This is a genomic window from Streptomyces sp. NPDC028711 (genome assembly GCF_055565415.1).
In genome coordinates, this window is record NZ_JBVHUJ010000006.1 from 184,633 (window position 1) to 210,113 (window position 25,481).

Annotated in this window: 24 protein-coding genes; 21 read left to right on the forward strand and 3 right to left on the reverse strand. The window is 70.7% G+C overall.

Going from position 1 to position 25,481, the window contains the following annotated elements:
* Nucleotides 1–113: 113 nt before the first annotated feature.
* The 3 genes from ACZ4VK_RS20695 to ACZ4VK_RS20705 all read left to right on the forward strand — a co-directional run bounded on the left by ACZ4VK_RS20695 (nt 114) and on the right by ACZ4VK_RS20705 (nt 2,982).
* Nucleotides 114–1,247 (forward strand): site-2 protease family protein, encoded by a 1,134-nt coding sequence (locus ACZ4VK_RS20695; protein WP_468354335.1) that lies wholly within the window; start codon nt 114–116, stop codon nt 1,245–1,247.
* A gap of 88 nt (nt 1,248–1,335) precedes the next feature.
* Nucleotides 1,336–2,223, forward strand: a complete 888-nt coding sequence (locus ACZ4VK_RS20700) for a tRNA (adenine-N1)-methyltransferase (protein WP_015032448.1) — start codon at nt 1,336–1,338, stop codon at nt 2,221–2,223.
* 183 nt (nt 2,224–2,406) lie between these two features.
* Nucleotides 2,407–2,982, forward strand: a complete 576-nt coding sequence (locus tag ACZ4VK_RS20705; protein WP_468353920.1) for a hypothetical protein — start codon at nt 2,407–2,409, stop codon at nt 2,980–2,982.
* 4 nt (nt 2,983–2,986) lie between these two features.
* Here ACZ4VK_RS20705 and ACZ4VK_RS20710 read toward each other — a convergent pair whose 3' ends face one another.
* Nucleotides 2,987–3,298, reverse strand: coding sequence for a ferredoxin (locus ACZ4VK_RS20710; protein WP_468353922.1), 312 nt, complete (start codon nt 3,296–3,298; stop codon nt 2,987–2,989).
* A 254-nt stretch (nt 3,299–3,552) separates the two neighbouring features.
* On the opposite strand from ACZ4VK_RS20710, the gene arc reads away from it, so the two are divergent.
* From arc to prcA, 5 genes are all read left to right on the forward strand, one after another.
* The gene (gene arc / locus ACZ4VK_RS20715) at nt 3,553–5,319 is read left to right on the forward strand and encodes a proteasome ATPase (protein ID WP_468353924.1); all 1,767 of its coding nucleotides are present in this window, start codon (nt 3,553–3,555) and stop codon (nt 5,317–5,319) included.
* Between the two features lie 181 nt (nt 5,320–5,500).
* Nucleotides 5,501–7,012 (forward strand): depupylase/deamidase Dop, encoded by a 1,512-nt coding sequence (dop, locus tag ACZ4VK_RS20720; RefSeq protein WP_468353926.1) that lies wholly within the window; start codon nt 5,501–5,503, stop codon nt 7,010–7,012.
* Nucleotides 7,013–7,171: 159 nt separating this feature from the next.
* Nucleotides 7,172–7,384 (forward strand): ubiquitin-like protein Pup, encoded by a 213-nt coding sequence (locus ACZ4VK_RS20725; RefSeq protein WP_030213091.1) that lies wholly within the window; start codon nt 7,172–7,174, stop codon nt 7,382–7,384.
* A gap of 161 nt (nt 7,385–7,545) precedes the next feature.
* Nucleotides 7,546–8,385, forward strand: a complete 840-nt coding sequence (gene prcB / locus ACZ4VK_RS20730; RefSeq protein ID WP_468353928.1) for a proteasome subunit beta — start codon at nt 7,546–7,548, stop codon at nt 8,383–8,385.
* A 46-nt stretch (nt 8,386–8,431) separates the two neighbouring features.
* Nucleotides 8,432–9,184, forward strand: a complete 753-nt coding sequence (gene prcA / locus ACZ4VK_RS20735; protein WP_468353930.1) for a proteasome subunit alpha — start codon at nt 8,432–8,434, stop codon at nt 9,182–9,184.
* 95 nt (nt 9,185–9,279) lie between these two features.
* On the opposite strand, the gene ACZ4VK_RS20740 is transcribed toward prcA, so the two are convergent.
* On the reverse strand, nt 9,280–10,299 hold the full coding sequence (locus ACZ4VK_RS20740) for a LacI family DNA-binding transcriptional regulator (RefSeq protein ID WP_468353932.1): 1,020 nt from the start codon (nt 10,297–10,299) through the stop codon (nt 9,280–9,282).
* A gap of 148 nt (nt 10,300–10,447) precedes the next feature.
* Between ACZ4VK_RS20740 and ACZ4VK_RS20745 the strand changes: the two genes are divergently transcribed.
* The 13 genes from ACZ4VK_RS20745 to ACZ4VK_RS20805 all read left to right on the forward strand — a co-directional run bounded on the left by ACZ4VK_RS20745 (nt 10,448) and on the right by ACZ4VK_RS20805 (nt 24,454).
* Entirely contained in the window at nt 10,448–11,728 is a 1,281-nt protein-coding gene (locus ACZ4VK_RS20745) for an MFS transporter (protein WP_468353934.1), read from the forward strand.
* A gap of 69 nt (nt 11,729–11,797) precedes the next feature.
* A complete protein-coding gene (pafA, locus tag ACZ4VK_RS20750; RefSeq protein WP_362223596.1) occupies nt 11,798–13,159 on the forward strand; it encodes a Pup--protein ligase in 1,362 nt (453 codons plus the stop codon).
* A gap of 116 nt (nt 13,160–13,275) precedes the next feature.
* Nucleotides 13,276–14,214 carry an FKBP-type peptidyl-prolyl cis-trans isomerase gene (locus ACZ4VK_RS20755; RefSeq protein ID WP_468353937.1) on the forward strand — a complete coding sequence of 313 codons (939 nt, stop codon included), beginning with the start codon at nt 13,276–13,278 and terminating at the stop codon, nt 14,212–14,214.
* 43 nt (nt 14,215–14,257) lie between these two features.
* Complete coding sequence (locus ACZ4VK_RS20760; RefSeq protein WP_468353939.1) at nt 14,258–14,638, forward strand: FKBP-type peptidyl-prolyl cis-trans isomerase; 381 nt, start codon at nt 14,258–14,260, stop codon at nt 14,636–14,638.
* Between the two features lie 142 nt (nt 14,639–14,780).
* The gene (locus ACZ4VK_RS20765; RefSeq protein WP_468353941.1) at nt 14,781–15,737 is read left to right on the forward strand and encodes a helix-turn-helix transcriptional regulator; all 957 of its coding nucleotides are present in this window, start codon (nt 14,781–14,783) and stop codon (nt 15,735–15,737) included.
* 16 nt (nt 15,738–15,753) lie between these two features.
* Nucleotides 15,754–16,719, forward strand: a complete 966-nt coding sequence (locus ACZ4VK_RS20770) for a helix-turn-helix transcriptional regulator (RefSeq protein WP_468353943.1) — start codon at nt 15,754–15,756, stop codon at nt 16,717–16,719.
* 217 nt (nt 16,720–16,936) lie between these two features.
* Nucleotides 16,937–17,182 (forward strand): hypothetical protein, encoded by a 246-nt coding sequence (locus ACZ4VK_RS20775; RefSeq protein ID WP_468354337.1) that lies wholly within the window; start codon nt 16,937–16,939, stop codon nt 17,180–17,182.
* Between the two features lie 60 nt (nt 17,183–17,242).
* Nucleotides 17,243–17,440, forward strand: coding sequence for a hypothetical protein (locus ACZ4VK_RS20780; RefSeq protein WP_468353945.1), 198 nt, complete (start codon nt 17,243–17,245; stop codon nt 17,438–17,440).
* Between the two features lie 188 nt (nt 17,441–17,628).
* Complete coding sequence (gene tatA, locus ACZ4VK_RS20785; protein WP_468353947.1) at nt 17,629–17,916, forward strand: Sec-independent protein translocase subunit TatA; 288 nt, start codon at nt 17,629–17,631, stop codon at nt 17,914–17,916.
* Nucleotides 17,917–17,984: 68 nt separating this feature from the next.
* Nucleotides 17,985–18,944 (forward strand): twin-arginine translocase subunit TatC, encoded by a 960-nt coding sequence (tatC, locus tag ACZ4VK_RS20790; RefSeq protein WP_468353949.1) that lies wholly within the window; start codon nt 17,985–17,987, stop codon nt 18,942–18,944.
* A gap of 41 nt (nt 18,945–18,985) precedes the next feature.
* A complete protein-coding gene (locus ACZ4VK_RS20795; protein WP_468353951.1) occupies nt 18,986–19,999 on the forward strand; it encodes a diacylglycerol kinase family protein in 1,014 nt (337 codons plus the stop codon).
* 44 nt (nt 20,000–20,043) lie between these two features.
* A complete protein-coding gene (locus ACZ4VK_RS20800) occupies nt 20,044–22,872 on the forward strand; it encodes a DEAD/DEAH box helicase (RefSeq protein ID WP_468353953.1) in 2,829 nt (942 codons plus the stop codon).
* 184 nt (nt 22,873–23,056) lie between these two features.
* On the forward strand, nt 23,057–24,454 hold the full coding sequence (locus ACZ4VK_RS20805) for a cytochrome P450 (RefSeq protein ID WP_468353955.1): 1,398 nt from the start codon (nt 23,057–23,059) through the stop codon (nt 24,452–24,454).
* Between the two features lie 87 nt (nt 24,455–24,541).
* Here ACZ4VK_RS20805 and ACZ4VK_RS20810 read toward each other — a convergent pair whose 3' ends face one another.
* On the reverse strand, nt 24,542–25,480 hold the full coding sequence (locus ACZ4VK_RS20810; RefSeq protein WP_468353957.1) for an ADP-ribosylglycohydrolase family protein: 939 nt from the start codon (nt 25,478–25,480) through the stop codon (nt 24,542–24,544).
* Nucleotide 25,481 lies beyond the last annotated feature (1 nt).

Below are 25,481 nucleotides of genomic sequence, written 5' to 3' on the forward strand. Positions count from 1 at the left end.
GCATGATCGAACCGTGACACAGCGACGTGGGTCACACCTCGCGACGAAAGGAACCCGTGAACCAGGACGAGCCCAAGCCGCAGCGGACCGAGGAGCCCGGCGGCGGCATCCTCATGGGCCGCCCCTTCGGCGTGCCCGTCTACGTCGCGCCCAGCTGGTTCCTCGTCGCCGCCCTCATCACCTGGGTCTTCGGCGACCAGATCGAACGCGTCCTGCCCGAACTCGGCGCCGCCCGCTACCTCGTCTCCCTCTTCTTCGCCGTCGCCTTCTACGCCTCCGTACTCGTCCACGAACTGGCCCACACCATCGCCGCGCTCCGCTTCAAACTCCCGGTGCGCCGCATCCAGCTCCAGTTCTTCGGCGGCGTCTCCGAGATCGAGAAGGAGACCGAGACCCCCGGCCGCGAATTCGTCCTCGCCTTCGTCGGCCCCCTCCTCTCCCTGGTCCTCGCCGGCGTGTTCTATCTCTCCCTCTACGCCGTCGAGCCCGGCACCGTCCCCGGCGTCCTCCTCGCCGGGCTGATGATCTCCAACCTCATCGTCGCCGCCTTCAACCTGCTCCCCGGCCTCCCCCTCGACGGCGGCCGCATGCTCCGCGCCGTCATCTGGAAGATCACCGGCAAGCCCATGAGCGGCACCGTCGCCGCCGCCTGGGTCGGCCGCGCCCTCGCCGTCCTCGTCCTCATCGGCCTCCCCCTCCTCACCCGCACCGGCGCCCTCGGCAACTCCACCGACGACATCAGCGGCCTCGACACCGTCACCGACGCCCTGCTCGCCGCCATCCTCGCCGCCATCATCTGGACCGGCGCCGGCAACAGCCTCCGCATGGCCCGGCTGCGCGAACACCTCCCCGAGCTCACCGCCCGCAGCCTCACCCGCCGCGCCATTCCCGTCGAGCCCGTCACCCCCCTCTCCGAGGCCCTCCGCCGCGCCAACGAGGCCGGAGCCCGCGCCCTCGTCGTCGTCGACGGCCAGGGCGGCCCCACCGGCATCGTCCGCGAGGCCGCCATCGCCGCCGTCCCCCAGCACCGCCGCCCCTGGGTCGCCGTCAGCACCCTCTCCCAGGACCTCACCGACGGCATGCGCGTCCCCGCCGAACTCACCGGCCAGCCCCTCCTCGACCACCTCCGCGCCAGCCCCGCCACCGAGTACCTCGTCATCGAGGACACCGGCGAGATCTACGGCGTCCTCGCCACCACCGACGTGGAACGCGCCTTCGTCAGGGCCATGGCACGACCCGGCTCGTGACCCCGGTTTCCGGCTTCCGGGCCGAAGGGCCGCGTCGGCGCCGACTCCGGCGGGCCGGAGGCGAGGAAGCCCTTGATAAGCTGCTCACATGTCCGAACCGACCGGTGCCGCCCGCCGACGCGGGCCCTTCAAGGTCGGGGACCAGGTTCAGCTGACCGACCCCAAGGGCCGTCACTACACGTTCACGCTCGAAGAGGGAAAGAACTTCCACACCCACAAGGGTTCTTTCCCGCACGACGAACTGATCGGCGCCCCCGAGGGCAGCGTTGTCCGCACCACCGGAAACGTCGCCTACCTCGCGCTGCGCCCCCTGCTCCCCGACTACGTCCTGTCCATGCCCCGCGGCGCCGCCGTGGTCTACCCCAAGGACGCGGGGCAGATCCTGGCCTTCGCCGACATTTTCCCCGGCGCCCGCGTCGTGGAGGCCGGGGTGGGCTCCGGATCGCTCAGCAGCTTCCTCCTGCGCGCCATCGGCGACAGCGGCATGCTGCACTCCTACGAGCGCCGCGAAGACTTCGCCGAGATCGCCAAGGGCAACGTCGAGCGCTACTTCGGCGGACCCCACCCCGCCTGGCAGCTCACCGTCGGCGACCTCCAGGACAACCTGTCCGACACCGACGTCGACCGCGTCATCCTGGACATGCTCGCCCCCTGGGAGTGCCTGGAGGCCGTCTCCAAGGCGCTCGTCCCCGGCGGCATCCTCTGCTGCTACGTGGCCACCACCACCCAGCTCGCCCGCACCGTGGAGTCCATCCGCGAGTTCGGCTGCTACGCCGAGCCGCAGCCCTGGGAATCCATGATCCGCAACTGGCACGTCGAGGGCCTCGCCGTCCGCCCCGATCACCGCATGATCGGCCACACCGGCTTCCTCGTCACCGCCCGCCGCCTCGCGGACGGCGTCGAACCCCCGATGCGCCGCCGTCGCCCCGCCAAGGGCGCCTACGGCGAGGACTACGAAGGCCCCAACAAGGGCTGACGTCCCGACACCCCCGGTACGCCGCCGTCCAGTTCCCCGCCCACGCGAGGGAACTCGACGGCGGCGTCCTCATGTTCACCCCACGACAGGGACCGGCCCACCCGTACGACCCCGCCTGTTCCGTCCCCCTGTGACGTGTGGCACGATGCCCCGAAACCCACCGCACCACAGGAGACGTCTCGCGTGCAGCCCTCCGCCACCCCGGACCTCGCGGAGCTCGCCCACACCCTCGCCCGGCCGGCCCACTGGCTCGCCACCGCCACCGCGACCGCCGCGGTCGTCGCCCTCGCGGGCCTGCTCCAGCCCGGCCCCGCCGGAGCCACCGCGGCCCCCGGCGCCCCGCGCCCCGTACCCGCCCCCGAGGCCGCCGGAGCCGCCTACCCACTGGACTGCGCCGGAGCACCCCGTACGGTCGCCAAGCGGGCGTCCGGGGACCTCGACGGCGACGGGAACCCCGAGACCGTTGCGGTCGTGCACTGCGAAGCCGGCTCCGGAACCCCGCCCAGCGGCGTCTACGTCCTCACCCACGACCGGACCACCGGCGCCCCCGCGCGCGTGGTCGCCACCCTCGTCGAACCCGGACTGCGCAAGAACGTCGGCGAGCTCGACGTACGCGACGGAACGGTCCTCGCCACCCTGCTCGGCTACTCGTCCCCCGACGTCCCCCGCTGCTGCCCCGACGAGAAGGAGCAGGTCAGCTGGCGCTGGCGGAGCGGCGCCTTCGTACGCACCGGCGAGACCGACGCGCGGAGCGCCTGACCCGTCACTCCGCGTCCGGGCCGTACACCTCCACCTTGTCCGCCGCCCGCCGCACATGGATGCAGTCGCCCGGGCACTCCTTCGCCGAGTCCACCACGTCCTGGAGCAGCGTCAGCGGAACCGGGGTCGTCGCCCCCACGTCCTGCAGAAGCTCGTCGTCGGCACTCTTCACATACGCGAGCCCGTCGATGTCCAGCTCGAAGACCTCGGGAGCGTACTGCGCGCAGATCCCGTCCCCGGTGCACAGGTCCTGGTCGATCCAGACCTCCAGGGCCTCGTCGGCGCCCGCGGTCGGGACCTCGTGCTGCACGGTCATATCTCCTGCCGTTCCTGCTTCTCGAATCGCTTCTCGCCGGTAAGTCGGGCCCCCTCCGAAGGGTGTTGGCCCATGACGACGATACAACCGCCCGCTTTCAAGCCGTGAAGGGTGGGTATTCCTCCTGGCGAGAGGGGAAGCGCAAGGGTGAAGATCGGACACACCTCGGAGTCTTTTTGATCTAGGGGTTTCAATCACCACCCACGCAGGTAGGGTCAGGAAGCGTCCAGCTCCCCTTGGAGGAGGTGAGGACCGTGGCAGCCCACGACGACGACATCAACCGCGGCATCCGGCCGGGGCGAGGGTCTGAGGACCCCGCCGGCCAGGTTGCCTATCTCGAGCAGGAAATCGCCGTCCTGCGCCGCAAGCTCGCCGACTCTCCGCGACACACGAGGATTCTCGAAGAGCGGATCGTCGAGCTGCAGACCAACCTGGCCGGCGTGTCCGCGCAGAACGAACGACTCGCGAACACGCTCCGTGAGGCCCGCGACCAGATCGTGGCCCTCAAGGAGGAGGTCGACCGGCTCGCACAGCCGCCGGCCGGCTTCGGTGTCTTCCTGCAGGCCAACGAGGACGGCACATGCGACATCTTCACCGGGGGCCGCAAGCTCCGGGTGAACGTCAGCCCGAGCATCGAGCTCGACGAGCTCAAGCGCGGCCAGGAAGTCATGCTCAACGAAGCGCTCAACGTGGTCGAGGCCATGGAGTTCGAGCGCGCCGGGGACATCGTCACCCTCAAGGAGATCCTCGAGGACGGCGAGCGCGCCCTGGTGGTCGGGCACACCGACGAGGAACGGGTGGTGAGGCTCGCCGAGCCTCTGCTGGACGTCACCATCCGCGCCGGCGACGCCCTGCTGCTCGACTCCAGGTCCGGCTACGTCTACGAGGTGGTCCCCAAGAGCGAGGTCGAAGAACTCGTCCTCGAAGAGGTCCCGGACGTCGACTACGACAAGATCGGCGGTCTGGGCGGCCAGATCGAGATGATCCGCGACGCGGTCGAGCTCCCCTACCTCCACCCGGACCTCTTCAAGGAGCACGAACTGCGGCCGCCCAAGGGCATCCTGCTCTACGGCCCGCCCGGCTGCGGCAAGACACTGATCGCCAAGGCCGTGGCCAACTCCCTGGCCAAGAAGGTCGCCGAGGTGACCGGGCAGCCCGCGGGGAAGTCCTACTTCCTCAACATCAAGGGCCCCGAGCTCCTCAACAAGTACGTCGGAGAGACCGAGCGGCACATCCGCCTCGTCTTCCAGCGCGCCCGGGAGAAGGCCAGCGAGGGCACCCCCGTCATCGTCTTCTTCGACGAGATGGAATCCCTCTTCCGCACCCGCGGCTCCGGTGTCAGCTCGGACGTGGAGAACACCATCGTCCCGCAGCTGCTCGCCGAGATCGACGGTGTGGAGGGCCTGGAGAACGTCATCGTCATCGGCGCCTCCAACCGCGAGGACATGATCGACCCCGCGATCCTGCGGCCCGGCCGGCTCGACGTCAAGATCAAGATCGAGCGTCCGGACGCGGAGGCCGCGAAGGACATCTTCGCGAAGTACCTCACGGCCACCCTGCCGCTGCACGCGGACGACCTCTCCGAGCACAGCGGCTCCAAGGCGGCCGCGGCCCACGCCATGATCCAGTCGGTCGTCGAGCAGATGTACGCCGAATCCGAGGAGAACCGCTTCCTCGAAGTCACGTACGCCAACGGCGACAAGGAAGTCCTCTACTTCAAGGACTTCAACTCCGGCGCGATGATCCAGAACATCGTCGACCGGGCCAAGAAGATGGCCATCAAGGCCTTCCTCGACCACAACCAGAAGGGCATCCGCGTCTCCCACCTCCTCCAGGCCTGCGTGGACGAGTTCAAGGAGAACGAGGACCTGCCCAACACCACCAACCCCGACGACTGGGCCCGTATCTCCGGAAAGAAGGGCGAGCGGATCGTGTTCATCCGCACCCTCGTCACCGGAAAGCAGGGCGCGGACACCGGACGCTCCATCGACACGGTGGCCAATACCGGTCAGTACCTGTAAAACGCCCACCGGCTGCGGATGTCCGGAAACCCGGCATCCGCAGCCGACGCATTCCATCCAGCATTTCCCCGGCATCACAGGGAAAACACGCAACTGATCTCCCCACAAGCGCGGAGCCGCTCTAGGCTCATCGGTACCGCCGAGTCGCGCACAGTGAGCGCCGCCGGGCAAGGAGGGCCGCATGACCGTACGGCGAGTAATGGGCATCGAGACGGAGTACGGGATCTCCGTCCCGGGACACCCGAACGCCAATGCCATGCTCACCTCGTCCCAGATCGTCAACGCCTACGCGGCGGCGATGCACCGGGCGCGCCGCGCCCGCTGGGACTTCGAGGAGGAGAACCCGCTGCGGGACGCCCGCGGCTTCGACCTCGCCCGCGAGGCCGCCGACTCCAGCCAGCTCACCGACGAGGACATCGGCCTCGCCAATGTCATCCTCACCAACGGGGCCCGGCTCTACGTCGACCACGCCCACCCCGAGTACAGCTCGCCCGAGGTCACCAACCCGCGCGACGCCGTCCTCTGGGACAAGGCCGGCGAGCGGATCATGGCGGAGGCCGCCGAGCGCGCCGCCCAGCTCCCCGGGGCCCAGCCCATCCACCTCTACAAGAACAACACGGACAACAAGGGCGCCTCCTACGGCACGCACGAGAACTACCTGATGAAGCGGGAGACCCCCTTCTCGGACATCGTGCGCCACCTCACCCCCTTCTTCGTCTCCCGCCAGGTCGTCACCGGCGCGGGACGGGTCGGCATCGGCCAGGACGGCCGGGAGGACGGCTTCCAGATCAGCCAGCGGGCCGACTACTTCGAGGTCGAGGTGGGCCTGGAGACGACCCTCAAGCGCCCCATCATCAACACCCGGGACGAGCCGCACGCCGACGCCGAGCGCTGGCGCCGGCTGCACGTGATCATCGGCGACGCGAACCTCTCCGAGATCTCCACCTACCTCAAACTGGGCACCACCGCGCTGGTCCTGTCGATGATCGAGGACGGGTTCATCACCGTGGACCTCGCCGTCGACCAGCCCGTGCGCACCCTCCACCACGTCTCCCACGACCCGAGCCTCCAGTACCTCGTCACGCTCCGCAGCGGCCGGACACTCACCGCGGTGCAGCTTCAGATGGAGTACTTCGAGCTGGCCAGGAAGTACGTGGAGGAGAGGTACGGGGCGGACGCCGACGAGCAGACCAAGGACGTCCTGATCCGCTGGGAGGACACCCTCAACCGGCTCGAGAACGACCCCATGAGCCTGGCCGGCGAGCTCGACTGGATCGCCAAGCGGGAGCTCATGGAGGGCTACCGGCGCCGGGACGACCTGGAGTGGGACGCCCCCCGCCTGCACCTGGTGGACCTCCAGTACGCGGACGTACGCCCCGAGAAGGGCCTCTACAACCGCCTGGCGGCCCGCGGGCGCATGAAGCGGCTCCTGGACGAGTCCGACGTGGAGCGGGCCGAGACGGCGCCTCCGGAGGACACCAGGGCCTATTTCCGGGGCCGGTGCCTGGAGCAGTACGCGGACGACGTCGCCGCGGCCTCCTGGGACTCGGTGATCTTCGACCTGCCCGGCCGTGACTCGCTCCAGCGGGTCCCGACCCTGGAGCCGCTGCGCGGCACCAAGGCCCATGTGAAGTCGCTCCTCGACCGCTGCCGGACGGCCGAGGAACTGGTCCGGGTACTCTCCGGCGGCTGATCGGAGGCCCGGCACGGGCCTGAAATACCCCGGCACTGGGAATCATGGAAACAGTGCCCGGGCGTTGTGGAAACCACGGGGCCGAAGTCGGACCCCACGTATAGGGTCTGATCTTGTACGGACTCAACCGAGCGGGCCGATTCGAGCGGGGTGAGGGATATGGCGACCAAGGACACCGGCGGCGGACAGCAGAAGGCGACGCGTTCCACGGAGGAGGTCGAGGAGACCACCACGGAGGCGAGCTCCGACCTCCAGGAGCGCCAGGAGAAGCTGAGCGAGGACGTGGACTCCGTCCTGGACGAGATCGACGACGTGCTCGAGGAGAACGCCGAGGACTTCGTCCGGTCGTTTGTGCAGAAGGGCGGCGAGTAGCCGCCTCACGCGCCTGTCGTCCTCCGTCCCCGGAGCCCCGGAGAAAGCCGTGGCTCCGGGGACGGATGACAAGCGGTGGCACGGGTAAGGTCCGTGCACAGCAACCAAGATCGGCCCGCGCGTCCCACGGCGGGCCGACTCTCCCACCCGGAAGGAATCGCGTGGAAGCCAACCCTCGTAGCACCGGGCGTCTGCCGGCGGCCTTCCTGACGCCGGGGTCGTCCTCGTTCTTCGACTTCCTGGGCAGCCACTCGCCGGAGATGCTCCCGGGCAACCGGACGCTCCCCGAGGGCGTCGTCCAGGCGCCGCACGGGACGACCATCGTGGCGGCCACGTTCCCCGGCGGGGTCGTCCTCGCCGGTGACCGGCGGGCCACCATGGGGAACATGATCGCGCAGCGCGACATCGAGAAGGTCTTCCCGGCCGACGAGTACTCGGCCGTCGGCATCGCCGGCACCGCCGGTCTCGCCGTGGAGATGGTCAAGCTGTTCCAGCTGGAGCTGGAGCACTTCGAGAAGGTGGAGGGCGTCACGCTCTCCCTCGAGGGCAAGGCGAACCGTCTCTCCACCATGATCCGCGGCAACCTCGGCATGGCCATGCAGGGACTCGCCGTCGTGCCGCTCTTCGCGGGCTGGGACGAGGCCAAGGAGAAGGGCCGGATCTTCTCCTACGACGTGACCGGCGGCCGCTCCGAGGAGCAGGGGTACGCCGCCACCGGCTCCGGTTCGATCTTCGCGCGCGGCTCGATGAAGAAGCTCTACCGCGCCGACCTGACCGAGCAGGAGGCCACCACCCTGGTCGTCCAGGCGCTCTACGACGCGGCGGACGACGACTCGGCGACCGGCGGTCCCGACATGGCGCGCCGGATCTTCCCGATCGTCTCGGTCATCACGGACGAGGGCTACCGCAGGCTCAGCGAGGCCGAGTCCTCCGGGCTCGCCCGGTCGGTCACCGAGCGGCGCCTCGAGCAGCCCGACGGGCCGCGCGCCGCCCTGCTCTGACCACTCGTCGCCCTGTAGAAGCCCAGAAGAAAGGGACGGACCGCCGGTGTCCACTCCGTTCTACGTCTCACCCCAGCAGGCCATGGCCGACCGGGCGGAGTACGCCCGCAAGGGCATCGCCCGAGGCCGCAGCCTGGTCGTCCTCCAGTACACCGACGGCATCGTCTTCGTCGGTGAGAACCCGTCCCGCGCACTGCACAAGTTCAGCGAGATCTACGACCGGATCGGCTTCGCCGCGGCCGGCAAGTACAACGAGTACGAGAACCTCCGCATCGGCGGTGTGCGCTACGCCGACCTGCGGGGCTACACCTACGACCGGGACGACGTCACCGCGCGCGGCCTGGCCAATGTCTACGCCCAGACGCTGGGCACGATCTTCTCCAGCGCCGGCGAGAAGCCGTACGAGGTGGAGCTGGTGGTCGCCGAGGTCGGCGACGACGCCTCGGGCGACCAGATCTACCGGCTGCCGCACGACGGTTCGATCGTGGACGAGCACGGCTCGGTCGCGGTCGGCGGCAACGCGGAGCAGATCAGCTCCTTCCTGGACCAGCGCCACCGGGACGGCATGTCCCTGGCCGAGGCCCTGAAGCTGGCCGTGCAGGCCCTTTCGCGGGACACCAACGGCAGCGAGCGGGAGATCCCCGCCGAGCGCCTCGAGGTGGCGGTCCTGGACCGTACGCGGCCGCAGCAGCGGAAGTTCAAGCGGATCGTCGGCCGTCAGCTGTCCCGCCTCCTGCAGGCGGACAACGCGGCGGTGGCGAAGACGGACGAGCCGTCGGACGAGGCTCCCGAGGAGTAGGCACCTCGATCGCTTCCGTCGAAGGGGCCCCGGCGCGCGTGAGCGGACCGGGGCCCCTTCGGTCTGTCCGACCCCCGGTGAGGTCGGGCCTGCCCTCAGGAGGCCGGTGCGGGGCCCGAGGAGCCCCGGGGGATCAGTTCCACGGGCAGGGAGTGCGGGCGGGGCGGTGCGCCCGCGAGGACGGCGAGGAGCGCCTCCATGCCGCGTCGGCCGAACTCCTCGGCGGGCAGCCGCACGGTGGTGAGCTCCGGCTCGACCACCGTCGCCAGAGCCATGTCGTCGAAGCCGGTGACCGACAGGTCCTCGGGGACGCGCAGCCCGAGCCGGCGCGCCGCCTTGCAGACGCCGGCGGCGAGGATGTCGTCGTCGCAGATCACCGCCGTGGGCCGGGGTCCGGGTGCGGCGAGGGCGAGGCCTGCCGCCTCCCAGGCGTCCGCGACGTTCAGCGGTGACCGTACGGTGCGGACGTCCGTCCCGCGCAGCGCGTGGGCGAGGGTCGCGGCCCGCACGTCGAAGGTCCAGGACGGGGCGGCGGACGCCAGGTGCAGGAAGCGGCGGTGGCCGAGGCCGAGCAGGTGGCCGGTGATGCGGCGCATCCCGTCGGCGACGTCGAGGTTCACATGGGCGGCGGCGCCGGGGTCGGCCGGGTCGCTGTCGAGCATGACGAGCGGGAGGTCGGTGCCGCGGAAGGCCTCCAGGGCGTGGGTGGCCATCGAGGAGGCGATCACGCCGTCGAGGGCCGCCTGCGCCGAGGCGAAGGGGTCGCGTGCGGGGCCGAGGCCGTCGGGGGAGGGGTAGAGGACGACGCCGAAGCCGTGTGCGGCCGCCGCGGTGGCGGCGCCGGTGTAGACGTGGGCGAAGAACTCGTTGGTGAGGGCGGGGACGACGAGGAGGGCGGTCCTGGTGCGGCCGAGCCGGAGGTTGCGGGCGGCGAGGTTGGGCCGGTAGCCGAGGTTCCGGGCGGCTTCCCGTACGGCGTCGGCGGTGCGTTCCGACACACGGCCGCGCCATTTGTCGCCGAGCACGAGGGAGACGGTCGCCTGGGAGACGCCCGCGGCCCGGGCGACGTCCCGGCTGGTGGGGCGGGTGCCGCCGTGCGGTTCCGGGGTCTGCACTCACGCCTCCGGGTCGGACGTTCGCGGGCGCGGGCGGGCGGGGGCCCGGCCCGGTCGCGGGGTGGACCCGCGTACAGGCGCCATGGTACGTATGACCACGGACGTTATACGTAAAACCTCGGGGTGATCCGGGGCGAGGGGAGACCACATGGCCACCGAGGCCCCGGCGCGAGGCGGCTATCTCGACATACTCCGGGCACCGCACGCCGCCCGGCTGCTCGCCGGCACCCTGGTCGGGCGCCTGCCCAACGGCACCGGCCCCATCGCCCTCACCCTCTTCGTCCGCGACCAGGGCGGCAGCTACACCCTCGCCGGCGGCCTCATCGCCGCCTACGGCGTCGCCACCGCCGTCGGTCAGCCCCTCCTCGGCCGCGCCGTCGACCTCAAGGGCCAGCCCCGGGTCCAGCTGCCCGCCGCGGTCCTCTCCGCCCTCGGCATGGCCCTCCTCGCCCTCACCGGCATCGGCCACCTCGCCCTCGCGTACGCGGCCGTCGTCCTCGCCGGCCTCTTCACCCCGCCCCTGGAGGGCGGACTGCGCGCCCTGTGGCCGAGCGTCCTGGGCCGTGAGGACCGGGTCCACCGGGCGTACGCCCTCGACGCGGTCGCGCAGGAGGTCATGTTCACCGCCGGCCCGCTGCTGCTGACCCTCCTCGTCTCCCTGTGGTCGCCCGCCGCCGCCCTCCTCGTCATCAACCTCCTCGGCGTCCTCGGCGCCCTCGCCGTCGTCCTCTCCGCGCCCTCCCGGGCCTGGCGCTCCGCGCCACGGGAGGCCCACTGGCTGGGCGCCCTGCGCTCGCCGGGACTCCTCGCCCTCCTCGGCTCGTTCTTCTTCGTCGGCCTCGCGCTCGGCTCCATCACCGTCGCCGCCGTCGCCTACGCCGACGACCGGGGCACCCCGTCCGTCTACGGCTGGCTGATGGCCGCCCTCGGTCTCGGCGCGCTCCTCGGCGGTGTCGCCTACGGCGCCCGGCAGTGGACCGGGGAGCCGGAGCGGCGCCTGCGCGTCCTCGTCCTGCTCCTCGCGGTCTGCTACCTGCCGCTCGCGCTCACGCCGGGCCCCGTGGCCATGACGGGTCTCTCGGTCCTCTCCGGCGTGTTCCTCGCGCCCGTCCTCGCCTGCGCCTTCATCGTCGTGGACCGGCACGCGCCGCGCGGCACCGTGACCGAGGCCTTCTCCTGGCTCGTCACCACCTTCGGCGTCGGCTCGGCCCTCGGCTCGGCCGTCGCGGGGCCCGCCGTCGAACTCGCGGGGACGGCCACCGGATTCGCCGTCGCCGGTGCGGGCGGTCTTGTCGCCCTCCTCGTCCTCCTCGCCACCGGCCGCGTCCTCGGTGCCCCGACGGCCTCCGGCACCGCCGAGGCCGACGCGCGACACGCCGTCGGTGCGGGCGCCCCCACCTCCGTACACAGCGAAAAGAACACGCACTGATCGGAAAATGATCGAAACGGGAACGTCCAACCCGGTTTCAGCACAGGCCGTCAGGCGTAATGTTCAGACATGGACCGCCGCATTTTCGGGCTGGAGAACGAGTACGGCGTCACGTGCACGTTCAGGGGACAGCGCCGACTGTCTCCTGACGAAGTGGCGCGCTACCTCTTCCGCCGTGTCGTGTCATGGGGCCGCAGCAGCAATGTCTTCCTGCGGAACGGCGCCCGCCTGTACCTGGACGTGGGATCGCATCCGGAATACGCCACACCGGAATGCGACGACGTGACCGAACTGGTCACCCATGACAAGGCAGGCGAGCGCATTCTCGAGGGCCTGCTCGTCGACGCCGAACGCCGCCTGCACGAGGAGGGAATCGCGGGCGACGTCTACCTCTTCAAGAACAACACCGACTCGGCCGGAAACTCGTACGGGTGCCACGAGAACTATCTCGTCGCCCGTCACGGAGAGTTCTCCCGGCTCGCGGACATCCTCATTCCGTTCCTCGTCACCCGGCAGCTCATCTGCGGCGCCGGAAAGGTACTCCAGACCCCGCGGGGCGCGGTCTTCTGCGTCTCCCAGCGCGCCGAGCACATCTGGGAGGGCGTCAGCTCCGCGACCACCCGCTCGCGGCCCATCATCAACACCCGGGACGAGCCGCACGCCGACGCCGAGCGCTACCGCCGGCTGCACGTCATCGTCGGCGACTCGAACATGTCCGAGACGACCATGCTGCTCAAGGTCGGCGCCACCGACCTGGTGCTCCGCATGATCGAGGCGGGCACGGTGATGCGCGACCTGACCCTGGAGAACCCGATCCGGGCGATCCGCGAGGTCAGCCACGACATCACCGGCCAGCGCAAGGTCCGGCTCGCCAGCGGCCGCGAGGCCTCGGCGCTCGAGGTCCAGCGCGAGTACTACGAGAAGGCCGTCGACTTCGTCGACCGCCGCGGGATCCGGTCCGGAACGGTCGCGCAGGTCCTGGAGCTGTGGGGCCGTACGCTCGACGCGATCGAGAGCGAGCAGCTCGACCGGATCGAGACCGAGATCGACTGGGTCATGAAGCACCGGCTCATCGAGCGCTACCGGGCCAAGCACAACATGACCATGTCCAACCCGAGGGTCGCGCAGATAGACCTCGCGTACCACGACATCCACCGCCGTCGTGGGCTCTACTACCTGCTCCAGAAGAACGGGCAGGCGGCGCGGATCTGCAACGACCTGAAGATCTTCGAGGGCAAGTCGGTGCCCCCGCAGACCACTCGGGCCAGGCTCCGCGGCGACTTCATCCGCCGCGCCCAGGAGCAGCGGCGGGACTTCACCGTCGACTGGGTCCACCTCAAGCTGAACGACCAGGCACAGCGCACGGTGTTGTGCAAGGACCCGTTCCGCTCCGTCGACGACCGTGTCGAAAAGCTGATCGCCGGAATGTAGGCAGGTCGTATCGGCCGCTGGGCCCCGCACGTTTGGCGTGCGGGGCCCTCGACGTGACAGGAGGGTCCCCTAGAGTGTCGGCACAACTACTGTGCCGTCTGAGATCTGAGGAACACGTGCGCCGACTTGCCGGCCTTCTCGTCGTCCCGCTGCTGCTGCTCTCGACAGCGGCGTGCGGCAGCGACGACAAGGGCTCCGATTCCGCCTCGATGAAGAACGGACTGCCCGCCATCACCGCGGGTGCCAAGTTCGGGGAGAAGCCGACCCTCGCCAAGGGCGAGGGCGCCCCGCCCAAGGAACTCAAGGTCAACGTCATCAGCGAGGGCAAAGGCGCGGTGACGAAGAAGGGTGACGCGATCCAGGTGAACTACCTGGGTCAGGCCTGGGACTCCGCCACCCCCTTCGACAACAGCTTCGACCGCGGTACGCCGTTCGATCTGACCCTCGGGGCCGGCAGCGTCATCAAGGGCTGGGACCAGGGCCTCGAAGGGCAGAAGGTCGGCAGCCGCGTCGAGATCGGCATCCCGCCGGAGCTCGGTTACGGCGCGCAGGGCCAGGGCGACATCAAGCCCAACGCCACCCTCGTCTTCGTCGTGGACATCCTGAAGTCCGTCACGATCCCCAAGTCCGCCACGGGCACCCCCGTCGCCCAGGAGAACAAGGACCTGCCGAAGGTCGGGACGAACACCGACGGCAAGGCGCCCACGCTGACGGTTCCGAAGACCGACCCGCCGGCCAAGCTCGTCGCGAACTACGTGTTGGAGGCCGACGGCGAGGCCGTCAAGGCCACCGACACGGTCGTCGTGAACTACGTCGCCGCCCTGTGGAAGGACGGCAAGGTCTTCGACTCGACGTACACCACCGGCAAGCCCGCGAACTTCCCGCTCGCGCAGCTCACGCTGAAGGGCCTCAAGGACGGTCTCGTCGGCAAGAAGATCGGCAGCCGCGTCCTCATCGTCGCCCCGCCGTCCGAGGCGTTCGGCGACAAGGAGCAGCAGGGCATTCCGAAGAACTCCACGCTGGTGTTCGCCGTGGACATCCTGACGAAGATGTAAGACTGTCCCGATCACGCAGTTCATCAGTATGAGGAGCAGTTCAGTGAGCATCGAGAAGCCCGAGATCGACTTCCCGGGTGGCGAGCCGCCGAAGGACCTGGAGATCAAGGACATCTGGGAGGGCGACGGCGAGCTCGCCGAAGCCGGTGACTTCGTGAAGGTCCACTACGTCGGTGTGTCCTTCGACTCCGGCGAGGAGTTCGACGCCTCCTGGAACCGTGGGGCCCCGCTCGACTTCCACCTCGGCCAGGGCCAGGTCATCAAGGGCTGGGACCAGGGCGTCCAGGGCATGAAGGTCGGCGGCCGCCGCCAGCTGGTCATCCCCGCGCACCTCGCCTACGGCGACCGCGGTGCCGGCGGCAAGATCGCCCCGGGCGAGACGCTGATCTTCGTCTGCGACCTCGTGGCCGTGAAGAAGCGCTGACCCGCGCACCCCGTGACCGTCCGGTCACTCCGAGGGCCCCCGCCGTCCATGGCGGGGGCCCTCGGCTTTGGCCCCGACACCCCGGGGGCGGTACGGTCGGACGTCCGACAAGTGGATCCGGCAGAAGAGGTGCGGGGCGTCGATGGCGATTGCCAAGTCCGAGCGGCTGATGAATCTCGCGCTGTGCCTGCTCGGGACGCGCCGCCCGCTGAGCAAGCGGGAACTCCGCGGCTCCATCGAGGCCTACCTCGAAGCGAGCGGGGACGACGCGTTCAACCGCATGTTCGAGCGCGACAAGGACGATCTGCGCGAGCTCGGCCTGGTCATCGAGACCGTCGAGAACCTGGAGGGCGAGACCGGCTACCTGGCCCGCCGCGACTCCAACCGGCTGCCGCCCATCACCCTCGACGCCGAGGAGGCCGCGGCACTCGGTCTCGCCGCGAAGGTCTGGCAGCAGGCCCGCCTCGCCGGGGCCGCCAGCGGCGCCCTGCAGAAGCTCCGCGCCGCCGGCATGCCGGAGGCGGAGGACTCGTACGAGACCCAGCCCAGCGCCCTCGAACCGCGCATCCCGGTCCACGAGGCCGCCTTCGAGCCGCTGATGCTGGCCTGCCGCGACCGCAGGCCCGTCGTCTTCGACTACCGCAAGGCCAACGCCGCCCGACCCGGGACCCGCCACGTCGAGCCCTGGACCCTCGAATGCTGGCGCGGCCACTGGTACCTGGCCGGCTGGGACCGTGACCGGGGCGCCGAGCGCGTCTTCCGGCTCTCCCGCATCACCGGCAAGGTCCGCTCCCGGGCCGGCGCCTTCACCGCGCCCGTCCCCGACGTCGTCACCGTCCGGGAGACCGTGGAGAGCTGGGCGGGGGAGACCGCCACCCGCTCCGCCCGGATCCGGCTGCGCACCGGCTGCGGCTACCCGCTGCGGGCCCGCGCCCAGTCCGTGAGCGAGGGCGCCGACGGCTGGGACGACCTCGAGATCCCGTACGGGCACGGGCTCGACGCCTGGCTCGTCGAGTTCGGCCCCGATGTCGTCGTACTGGAACCGGCCGATCTGCGGGCCGACGTGGTGGACCGGCTGCGCGCCGTGGCCAAGGGCTGAGGGGGAGACGTACCGCATGGCTGCCAACGCGATCGACCAGACGAGGCGGATGCTCTCGCTCGTCACCTATCTCCGGGAGCGCCCCGGCGCGCACGTCGCCGACGTCGCGCGCGCCTTCGGGATCACCGAGGACGAGCTGATCTCCGACCTGGACGTGCTGCCCATGTGCGGCACCAGCTTCCGCGGCGGGGACCTTCTCGACATCGACACCGACGGCGACCGGATCTGGTGGCGCAATCCGAGCGCACTCAGCGCGGAGGCCGCCGCGCCGCTGCGGCTCGCCGCCGACGAGGCGACGGCCCTCCTGGTCGCCGCCCGTGCCGTCGCCACCCTGCCGGGACTCCGCGAGGGTGACCGGGAGGCGCTGCTCCGCGCCACCGCCAAGCTGGAGGCCGCGGCCGGCGAGGCGGCCGGGGCCAGCTCCCGGCTCTCCGTGACCTTCGAGTCCGAGGGCGGGGTCTTCGCCGAGGTCGACCGCGCGATCTCCGAGCGCCGGCGCCTCTGGGTGCGCTACTACTCGCCCGCGCGCGACGAGCTCACCGAGCGCGAGGTCGACCCGATCAGGCTGTTCGCGGTCGGCCACACGTACATGGAGGCGTGGTGCCGGCTCTCCGAGGCGCGCCGCACCTTCCGGCTCGACCGGGTCGTCGAGATCCGCATCCTCGACGAGCACGCGGCGCCGCCGGAGCTGGAGCTGCGCGACCTCTCCGAGGGTCTCGTCCAGCCGTCCGCCGACGACCCGGAGGTCGTGGTCGAGGTCGGCCCCGGCGGACGCTGGGTAGCCGAGTACTACCCGCACGACCGGGCCGACGAGCTGCCCGACGGCGGCCTGCGGATCACGCTGCGCACCCCGGACCCGGCCTCGCTGCGCCGGCTCGCGCTGCGTCTCGGCAGCGACGGGCGGATCGTCGCGCCGCAGGAGCTCGCCGACAGCGCGAGGACGGTGGCCGCGGCGGCGCTCGCCGCGTACGACGGCGAGTGACGTTCTCCGCCCGGGGGACGCTGATACGGACGTAGCCTCTGACGCGGTGCGGAGGTACGCGGGCGCGGGTTCGGACGTACGCGGGCGGGTGCGGGTGCGGGTGTACGCGGGCCGGTTCGGGCGTACGCGGGCGCGATGCGGACGTACGTGACCGGTTCAGGCGTACGCGGGCGCGTGGGAGACGGGGAGACCGAGAGATGAGAGGGAAATGTCCGTGATGCATGGTTTTACGGCGACGATGGCCCCGGTCCTCTTCAAGGCCGCCTGCCCCGACTGCCGTTCCCGCTTCGAACTCTCCGCGAGCGCCCTGCGCCTCGCCATCGGGGCGAGCCGCCGCACCACCTTCTACTCCTTCACCTGCCCCGAGTGCGGCAGCTCCGTCCGCAAGCCCGCCGGCGAGCGCATCATCGAACTCCTCACCGGCGGCGGCGTCCGCACCCTGCGCCTCCACACCACCGTCTGAACGCCCCGCGCCCGGCCGCACACCGTCCGGGCGTCCCGGCCCAACGTCTAGGCTCGCTCCATGTTCTGGCCCATGCTCGCCATCGCCCTCGGCTTCCTCGGTCTCGCCGTTCTCGGCGTCCTCGCCGTCAAGGTCTTCCTCGAGGTCCAGCGCCTCGGCCGTCAAGTGGCCCGTACCACACAGCGGATCAGCCAGGCAGCCGAAGAGCTGGAGGACGCCGCCTCCGACCTGGCCCGAACTGGAGAGTCACTGCGCTGAGTCCGTGCCGTACGCTGCACGAAGCGGCTTCGGGCCGGGCCCGGGGGACGCAATCGCGAGTATGCACGGGCATTGCCCCGCGTTTACTCGTGCGGGTTACGATCGCAGGCAGCGCGGTGGCCGGACGCCTGTCCGACCCGCCGGGCACGCACTCCAATGCCGCCTCGGTGAGAAGGTAGACCACAGCCATGTTCCGTCAGATCGGTCCGCTCGAGATCAGCCTCATCCTCCTCGTCATCGTGCTCCTCTTCGGAGCCAAGAAGCTCCCGGAGATGGCGCGCTCCCTCGGCAAGTCCGCCCGCATCCTGAAGAGCGAAGCGAAGGCCATGAAGACGGAGGGAGCGGAGTCCGCCCCCGCCGGCCCGCCGGCCGACCAGCCGACCCCCGCCCCGGCCGCGCGCACCATCAAGGCCGCTCCCGGCGATGTCACCACGGCTCGGCCCGTCACCGAGACCACGGACACCACTCAGCGCTGATCCTGGTTCGACCTGCTCGCCCCCAAGGTCGCCGTACAGTGGCCTGCCGCATGAGATGAGGACGTGGGTTGCCGAAGTCTGCCCGCACACAGAAGGAGAAGGATCCCGAGGGGCGGATGCCGCTCGCGGATCATCTGCGTGAGCTGCGCAACCGTGTGGCCAAGGCGATGATGGCGATCGTCGTGGCCTCCGTCGTGGCAGCGTTCTTCAGCCAGCAGCTGATGGACCTTCTGTCCTCGCCCGTGCCGAAATGCCCGCCGGACACCTCGGTGTCCGAGAACACCGGCGGGCGCTGCGTCATCATCGCTTACCAGACCATGCTGTCGCCCTTCACCTCGACGGTGAAGGTGGTCATGCTGGCGGGTGTCATCGCCTCCACCCCGGTCTGGCTCTACCAGCTCTGGGCGTTCGTCGCGCCGGGCCTCCACAAGAGCGAGAAGAAGTACACGTACTACTTCGCCGCCGTCGCCGTACCCCTCTTCGCCGCCGGCACGTACACCGCGTACCTCATCATGCCGGTGAGCGTGAAGGTCCTCATCAGCATCACGCCCGACGTCGCGTCGAACTTCCTCTCACTCGACGATCTCCTGGACTTCACCACGCGGATGGTGCTCGTCTTCGGTCTCGCCTTCGAGCTGCCGCTGCTCCTGATGATGCTGAACTTCACGGGGGTCGTCACCGGGAAGCGCATGGCCGGCTGGTGGCGGGCCATGATCATGGGCACGTTCGTCTTCGGCGCCGTCGCCACACCGTCCACCGACCCCCTCGGCATGATCGCCCTCGCCGGTCCGATCATCGTCCTCTACTTCCTCGCGGTCGGTGTGGCACTCCTCAACGACCGGCGACGCGAGCGCAACAACCCCGACGCCGAACTCGACGACGACGAGGCCTCCGTGCTCGACCTCAGCCCCGCGCCCGTCGCGGCCGTCGAACCGGTCGCCGCCTCCCGTGCCCTGCCCGAGCAGGCGAGCGGAGAGCCCGGCGCGATCAGCCCGCACCGGGTCAACGGTTACGACGACATCACCTGATCTTGTAGGGTCCCCCCAGACTCCGTCCGGGGGGACCCCCAATGGCCAGCGACATCACCCTCTTCGTCAACCCCACCGCGGGCCGCGGCCGCGGCGCCCACGCCGCCCAGCCCGCCGCCCGCGCCCTCAGGGACGCGGGCTTCGCCGTCCGCACCGTCCTCGGACACGACGCCGCCGACGCCCTGCGACGCGCCCGTGAGGCCGTCGCATCCGGCACCGGAGCCCTCGTCGCCGTCGGCGGCGACGGCATGATCTCCCTCGCGCTCCAGGCCGTCGCCGGCACCCGTACCCCCCTCGGGATCATCGCCGCGGGCACAGGCAACGACTTCGCCCGCACCCTCGGCCTACCCGTACGCGACCCCGCCGCCGCGGCGCGCGTCACGGCCGAGGTCCTCAAGACGACGGGTGGCCGGGACGTCGACCTGGGACGCGTCGGCGGTGCCTCGACCGCTGACGGCGGTGCGACGGCTGCCGACGGCGGCGCCACCCCGGCCGCCGACGGTGGTGGCACGACTGCCGACGGCGACGCCCGCGCCCGCTGGTACGCCACCGTCCTCGCCTCCGGCTTCGACTCCCGCGTCAACGACCGGGGCAACCGCATGCGCATCCCCGCCGGACGCTTCACGTACGACCTCGCGATCCTCGCCGAGCTCGTCGGCTTCCGGCCCGTCCCGTACCGCCTCACCCTCGACGGCGACCACGTCGTGGAGGTCGACGCGACCCTCGTCGCCGTCGGCAACGGCAGCTCCTACGGCGGCGGCATGCGCATCTGTGCCGACGCCCGCACCGACGACGGACTCCTCGACGTCACCGTCGTCGGCGACTGCGACCGCACCACCCTGCTCAAGGTCTTCCCCCGCGTCTACAAGGGCACGCACCTCGGCCACCCCAAGGTCACCACGTACCGGGTCCGCTCCCTCGTTCTCGACGCCCCCGACACCACCGGCTACGCCGACGGAGAACCCCTCGGTCCGCTGCCCCTCACCGTGGAATGCGTCCCCGGCGCCCTGCGCGTTCTCGCCCCCGGAGCGGACCCCTCCGCTTCCCCTCGATAAAGATCGCGTCACTGTCACAGGGGGCGGGTAGGCTCGAGAACAAGATGACAGAGGACCTCACACCAGCCGAGGCGTACGCGGCAGCACTCGCCCGCAACGCCGAGCAGGCCACCGCGCTGGCCCCCTTCCGCGAGATGTACGAGTTCGGCCTCGACCCCTTCCAGATCGAGGCGTGCCAGGCGCTCGAGTCGGGGAAGGGCGTGCTCGTGGCCGCGCCCACGGGCTCCGGCAAGACCATCGTCGGCGAGTTCGCCGTCCACCTCGCCCTCGCCCAGGGCCGCAAGTGCTTCTACACGACGCCCATCAAGGCGCTGTCGAACCAGAAGTACGCCGACCTCGTCAGACGGTACGGCGCCGACAAGGTCGGCCTCCTCACCGGCGACAACAGCGTCAACGGCGACGCGCCGATCGTGGTCATGACCACCGAAGTCCTCCGCAACATGCTGTACGCGGGATCCCAGGCCCTCTCCGGCCTCGGCTACGTGGTGATGGACGAGGTCCACTACCTCTCCGACCGCTTCCGCGGCGCCGTCTGGGAGGAAGTGATCATCCACCTCCCCGAATCCGTCACCCTCGTCTCACTCTCCGCGACCGTGTCGAACGCCGAGGAGTTCGGCGACTGGCTCGACACCGTCCGCGGCGACACCGAGGTCATCGTCTCCGAGAGCCGCCCCGTCCCCCTCTGGCAGCACGTCCTCGCCGGACGCCGGATGTACGACCTCTTCGAGGAGGAGACGGACCACGGCGGCCGCGGCGCGTCCCGGCGCGAGCTCAACCCCGACCTCCTCCGCCTCGCCCGCACCGAGAACACGAACACGTACAACCCGCGCGACCGGCGGCGCGGCAAGATGGTCCGCGAGGCCGACCGCGAGCGCGAGCGCCGCCAGCGCACCCGCATCTGGACCCCCGGCCGCCCCGAGGTCATCGAGCGCCTCGACGCCGAGGGACTCCTGCCGGCCATCACCTTCATCTTCAGCCGCGCCGGCTGCGAGGCCGCCGTCCAGCAGTGCCTCTACGCGGGCCTCCGCCTCAACGACGACGAGGGACGCCGACGCGTCCGCGAGATCGTCGAGGCGCGCACCGCCTCCATCCCCGACGAAGACCTCCACGTCCTCGGCTACTACGAGTGGCTCGAAGCCCTGGAACGGGGCATCGCCGCCCACCACGCCGGCATGCTCCCGACCTTCAAGGAAGTCGTCGAGGAGCTCTTCGTCCGCGGCCTCGTCAAGGCGGTCTTCGCCACCGAGACCCTCGCGCTCGGCATCAACATGCCCGCGCGCACCGTCATCCTGGAAAAGCTCGTCAAGTGGAACGGCGAGCAGCACGCCGACATCACCCCCGGCGAGTACACCCAGCTCACCGGCCGCGCCGGACGCCGCGGCATCGACGTCGAGGGCCACGCCGTCGTCCTCTGGCAGCGCGGCCTCGACCCGGAGCACCTCGCCGGGCTCGCCGGCACGCGCACGTACCCCCTGCGCTCCAGCTTCAGACCCTCGTACAACATGGCGGTCAACCTCGTCGACCAGTTCGGCCGGCACCGCTCCCGCGAACTCCTCGAAACCTCCTTCGCCCAGTTCCAGGCCGACCGTTCCGTCGTCGGCATCTCCCGGCAGGTGCAGAGGAACGAAGAGGGACTCGAGGGCTACCGCGAGGGCATGACCTGCCACCTCGGCGACTTCGAGGAGTACGCGCGGCTCCGCCGCGAGCTCAAGGACCGCGAGACCGAACTGGCCAAGCAGGGAGCCGCCCAGCGCCGCGCCCAGGCCGCCGGATCCCTGGAGAAGCTCAAGCCCGGCGACGTCATCCACGTCCCCACGGGCAAGTTCGCCGGACTCGCCCTGGTCCTCGACCCCGGCATCCCGGCGGGCCGCACCAACGGCCACCGCGGCTTCGAGCACCACGACGGACCGCGCCCCCTCGTCCTCACCGCGGAACGGCAGGTCAAGAGGCTCGCCTCGATCGACTTCCCGGTCCCCGTCGAGGCACTGGAGCGGATGAGGATCCCCAAGTCCTTCAACCCGCGCTCCCCGCAGTCCCGCCGCGACCTCGCCTCCGCGCTGCGCAGCAAGGCCGGACACATCAATCCCGAGCGCCACCACAAGCAGCGCTCCGCCGCCGCCGACGACCGTCAGATCGCCCGGCTTCGCACCGAGATCCGCGCCCACCCCTGCCACGGCTGCGACGAGCGTGAGGACCACGCCCGCTGGGCCGAGCGCTACCACCGCCTCCAGCGCGACACCCAGCAGCTGGAGCGGCGCATCGAAGGCCGCACCAACACCATCGCCCGCACCTTCGACCGGATCGTCGCACTCCTCACCGAGCTCGACTACCTCCGCGGCGGAGAGGTCACCGACAACGGCAAGCGGCTCGCCCGGCTCTACGGCGAACTCGACCTGCTGGCCAGCGAATGCCTCCGCGACGGCGTCTGGGAAGGCCTCTCACCGGCCGAACTGGCCGCCTGCGTCTCCGCGTTGGTGTTCGAGGCGCGCCAGTCCGACGACGCCGTCGCACCCAAGCTGCCCGCCGGCAACGCCAAGGCGGCGCTCGGCGAGATGGTCAGGATCTGGGGCCGGCTGGACGCCCTCGAAGAGGAGTTCAAGATCAACCAGGCGGAGGGGGTCGGCCAGCGCGAGCCCGACCTCGGGTTCGCCTGGGCCGCCTACCAGTGGGCCTCCGACAAGAGCCTCGACGAGGTGCTGCGCGAGGCCGAGATGCCCGCCGGTGACTTCGTCCGCTGGTGCAAGCAGGTCATCGACGTCCTCGGACAGATCGCGGCGGCGGCGCCCAGGGAGAACAGCACCGTCGCCAAGAACGCCCGCAAGGCCGTGGACTCGCTGCTGCGGGGTGTCGTCGCGTACAGCTCGGTGGGCTGACGACGTCGCCCCTTCTCCCTTTCTCCGACGCGTGCCCGTGGCGATCAGGCCACGGGCACGCGGCGTTGTCAGGCAGCCGACCGGCGTTGTCCACAGGCGGTTGTCCACAGGGGTGGCGCGGGCCGGGCTCCGTCCGCTTGCATGGACTCACAAGCAGGGCAGGCACGTTGGGGAGGGGACTCGCATGACCACGCAAGCAGGTCATCCGCACGCCGGAACACGCGGTGGCACCGCACCGCCGTCACCGGCCATCGCGGAAGGCCCCCGGGGAGTACCCCTCCTCGGCAGCCTGCCCGCCTTCGGCAAGGACCCGCTCGGCTTCTTCGAACAGCTCCGGGACCGCGGCGACATCGTCCGCTGGCGCTTCGGCCGCAAGCCCTCCCTCTTCATCGCCCACCCCGACACCGTCGGCGAACTCCTCACCGAGGTCGAGCGCAGCTTCGACCAGCCCGACCTCGGCATCGCCTTCCGCACCCTCCTCGGCAACGGCGTCATCGTCTCCAAAGGAGCCGACTGGCGGCGCAAGCGATCCCTGGTGCAGCCCTCCGTGCGCCCCAAGCAGGTCCGCTCCTACGCGGCGACCATGACCGAATGCGCCGTCGCCCTCGCCGATCGGTGGGCCGACGGACAGCGGATCGACGTCAAGAAGGAGATGGCCGCCCTCACCCAACTCATCGCCGTCCGGACCATCTTCGGCGTCGACACCGCCGCGGACGCCGAAGCCATCGGGCGGGCCATGGATATCGCGCAGAAGGAGATCGGCGCCGAGTTCAGCGGCATCGGAGCCGTGCTGCCCGACTGGGTCCCGACCCCCGGCCGCGCCCGCATCAAGCGCGCCGCCGCCGTCATCGACGCGGAGGTCTCCCGCGTCGTCTCCCGCCACAGGGAAGGCGAGACCGAGCGCCCCGACCTCCTCAGCCGGCTCCTCGCCGCCCGGGACGAGACCGGCGCACCCCTGTCCGACGAGGAGATCCGCGACGAGACTGTCACCCTCTACATCGGCGGCCACGAGACCACCAGCTCCACCCTCGTCTGGGCCTGGTATCTGCTCTCCCGCAACCCCCGGGTCCGCGACGCGCTCGCCGAGGAACTCGACCGCGTCCTCGCCGGCCACGAACCGGGCTACGAGGACTACGCGTCCCTGACGTACGCCCAGGCCGTCATCAAGGAGACGCTGCGGCTCTATCCGACGGTCTGGCTCATCACCGGCCTCGCGAAGGAAGGCGCGACCCTCGGCGGTACGGCCGTCCCCGCCGGCACCCGCGTCTGGTCCAGCCAGTGGGCCACCCACCGCGACCCCCGCTGGTACGGCGACGCGGAAGCCTTCCGCCCGGAGCGCTGGCTCACCACCGAGGACGGCCGACCCGCCGAGGAGATACCCGAATACGCCTGGTTCCCGTTCGGCGGCGGCCCACGCGTCTGCCTCGGCACCCGCTTCGCCCTCGTCGAATCGGTCCTGGTCCTCGCGGTCCTCGCCCGCCGCTACCACCTGGACCTCACCACCACCGACATCCGCCCGGTCCCGAGCCTCACGCTCCAACCGGACAGGGATGTCCTGGCCACGGTACGGGCGCGGGGGTGAGGGGGCGGGGGCGATAGGGGGCGGGGACGGGACCCAGGATCGGGGCCGGGTACGGAAACTGGACCGCGAACGGGGCGGCGCAGCGGGTCAGGAAGGGTGGGGGGCCGTCGCCAGGGCCGTCGCCAGGTCCCGGAGGTCGTCGGCGCTCAGGACGCGGTCGCCGTAGCCGGGTAGGGGGACGTGCAGGATGGACGTCCAGCGGGCGGGGATCGCGGCGGCACCGTACACGGCGCCGGCGAGCATGCCGGTCACCGCCGCCACGGTGTCGGTGTCACCGCCCAGGTCGACCGCCGCGACGAGCGCCTCCTCGAAGGAGCCCGTCGTGCGCAGCGCCCACATCGCCGATCCAAGACAGGGCCAGACGGCGCCGTTGAACTCGGTGGCGTGATCCGGGTGCCAGCCGGGTGCGAGGACCGTCGCCCAGCGCTCCCGGTGCGCCGGGTCGGCCTCGGCGAGCGTGGCGGGCAGGGCGGCGACCGGGTCCTCGCCGAGGAGGGCGATGCGGATCAGCTCGTGGAGGATCGCGGTCCCCTCCCAGGCCGCTCCGTCACCGTGGGTCAGGGCGCTGATCCGGCGGCCGGCTTCCATCGTCTCGGTTCTTCCCTCCGCCGCGAAGTACACGGCGGAGGTCGAGGCCCGCATCAGCGAACCGTTCCCCGCGGCCCGTGAGTTGATCTGGAAATGCAGTGAGGCCGCGAGGTCCCAGGGGTCTCCGCCGAGGAGGACCTGTTCGGTCTGGAGGCCGATGTCCTTCGGGTCGGCCTCCGCCCAGCGACGGAACCGGTCGAACATGTCCGGAAGGTCGAGACCGCGCCGTTCGAGGAGTGATTCGCCGACGAGGACCGCCATCTGTGTGTCGTCCGTTGCCTCGCCGGGGTCCCAGCCGCCACCTCCGCACAACTCGCCCACGCCGTCGGGGAAGCGTTCCCGGAAGACGCCCTGAAGCCCGAACTCGAAGGGCGCCCCCAGGGCGTCACCCGCGGCGGAGCCGAGGACGGCGCCCACGGATCGGTCGATGTCTCGCATG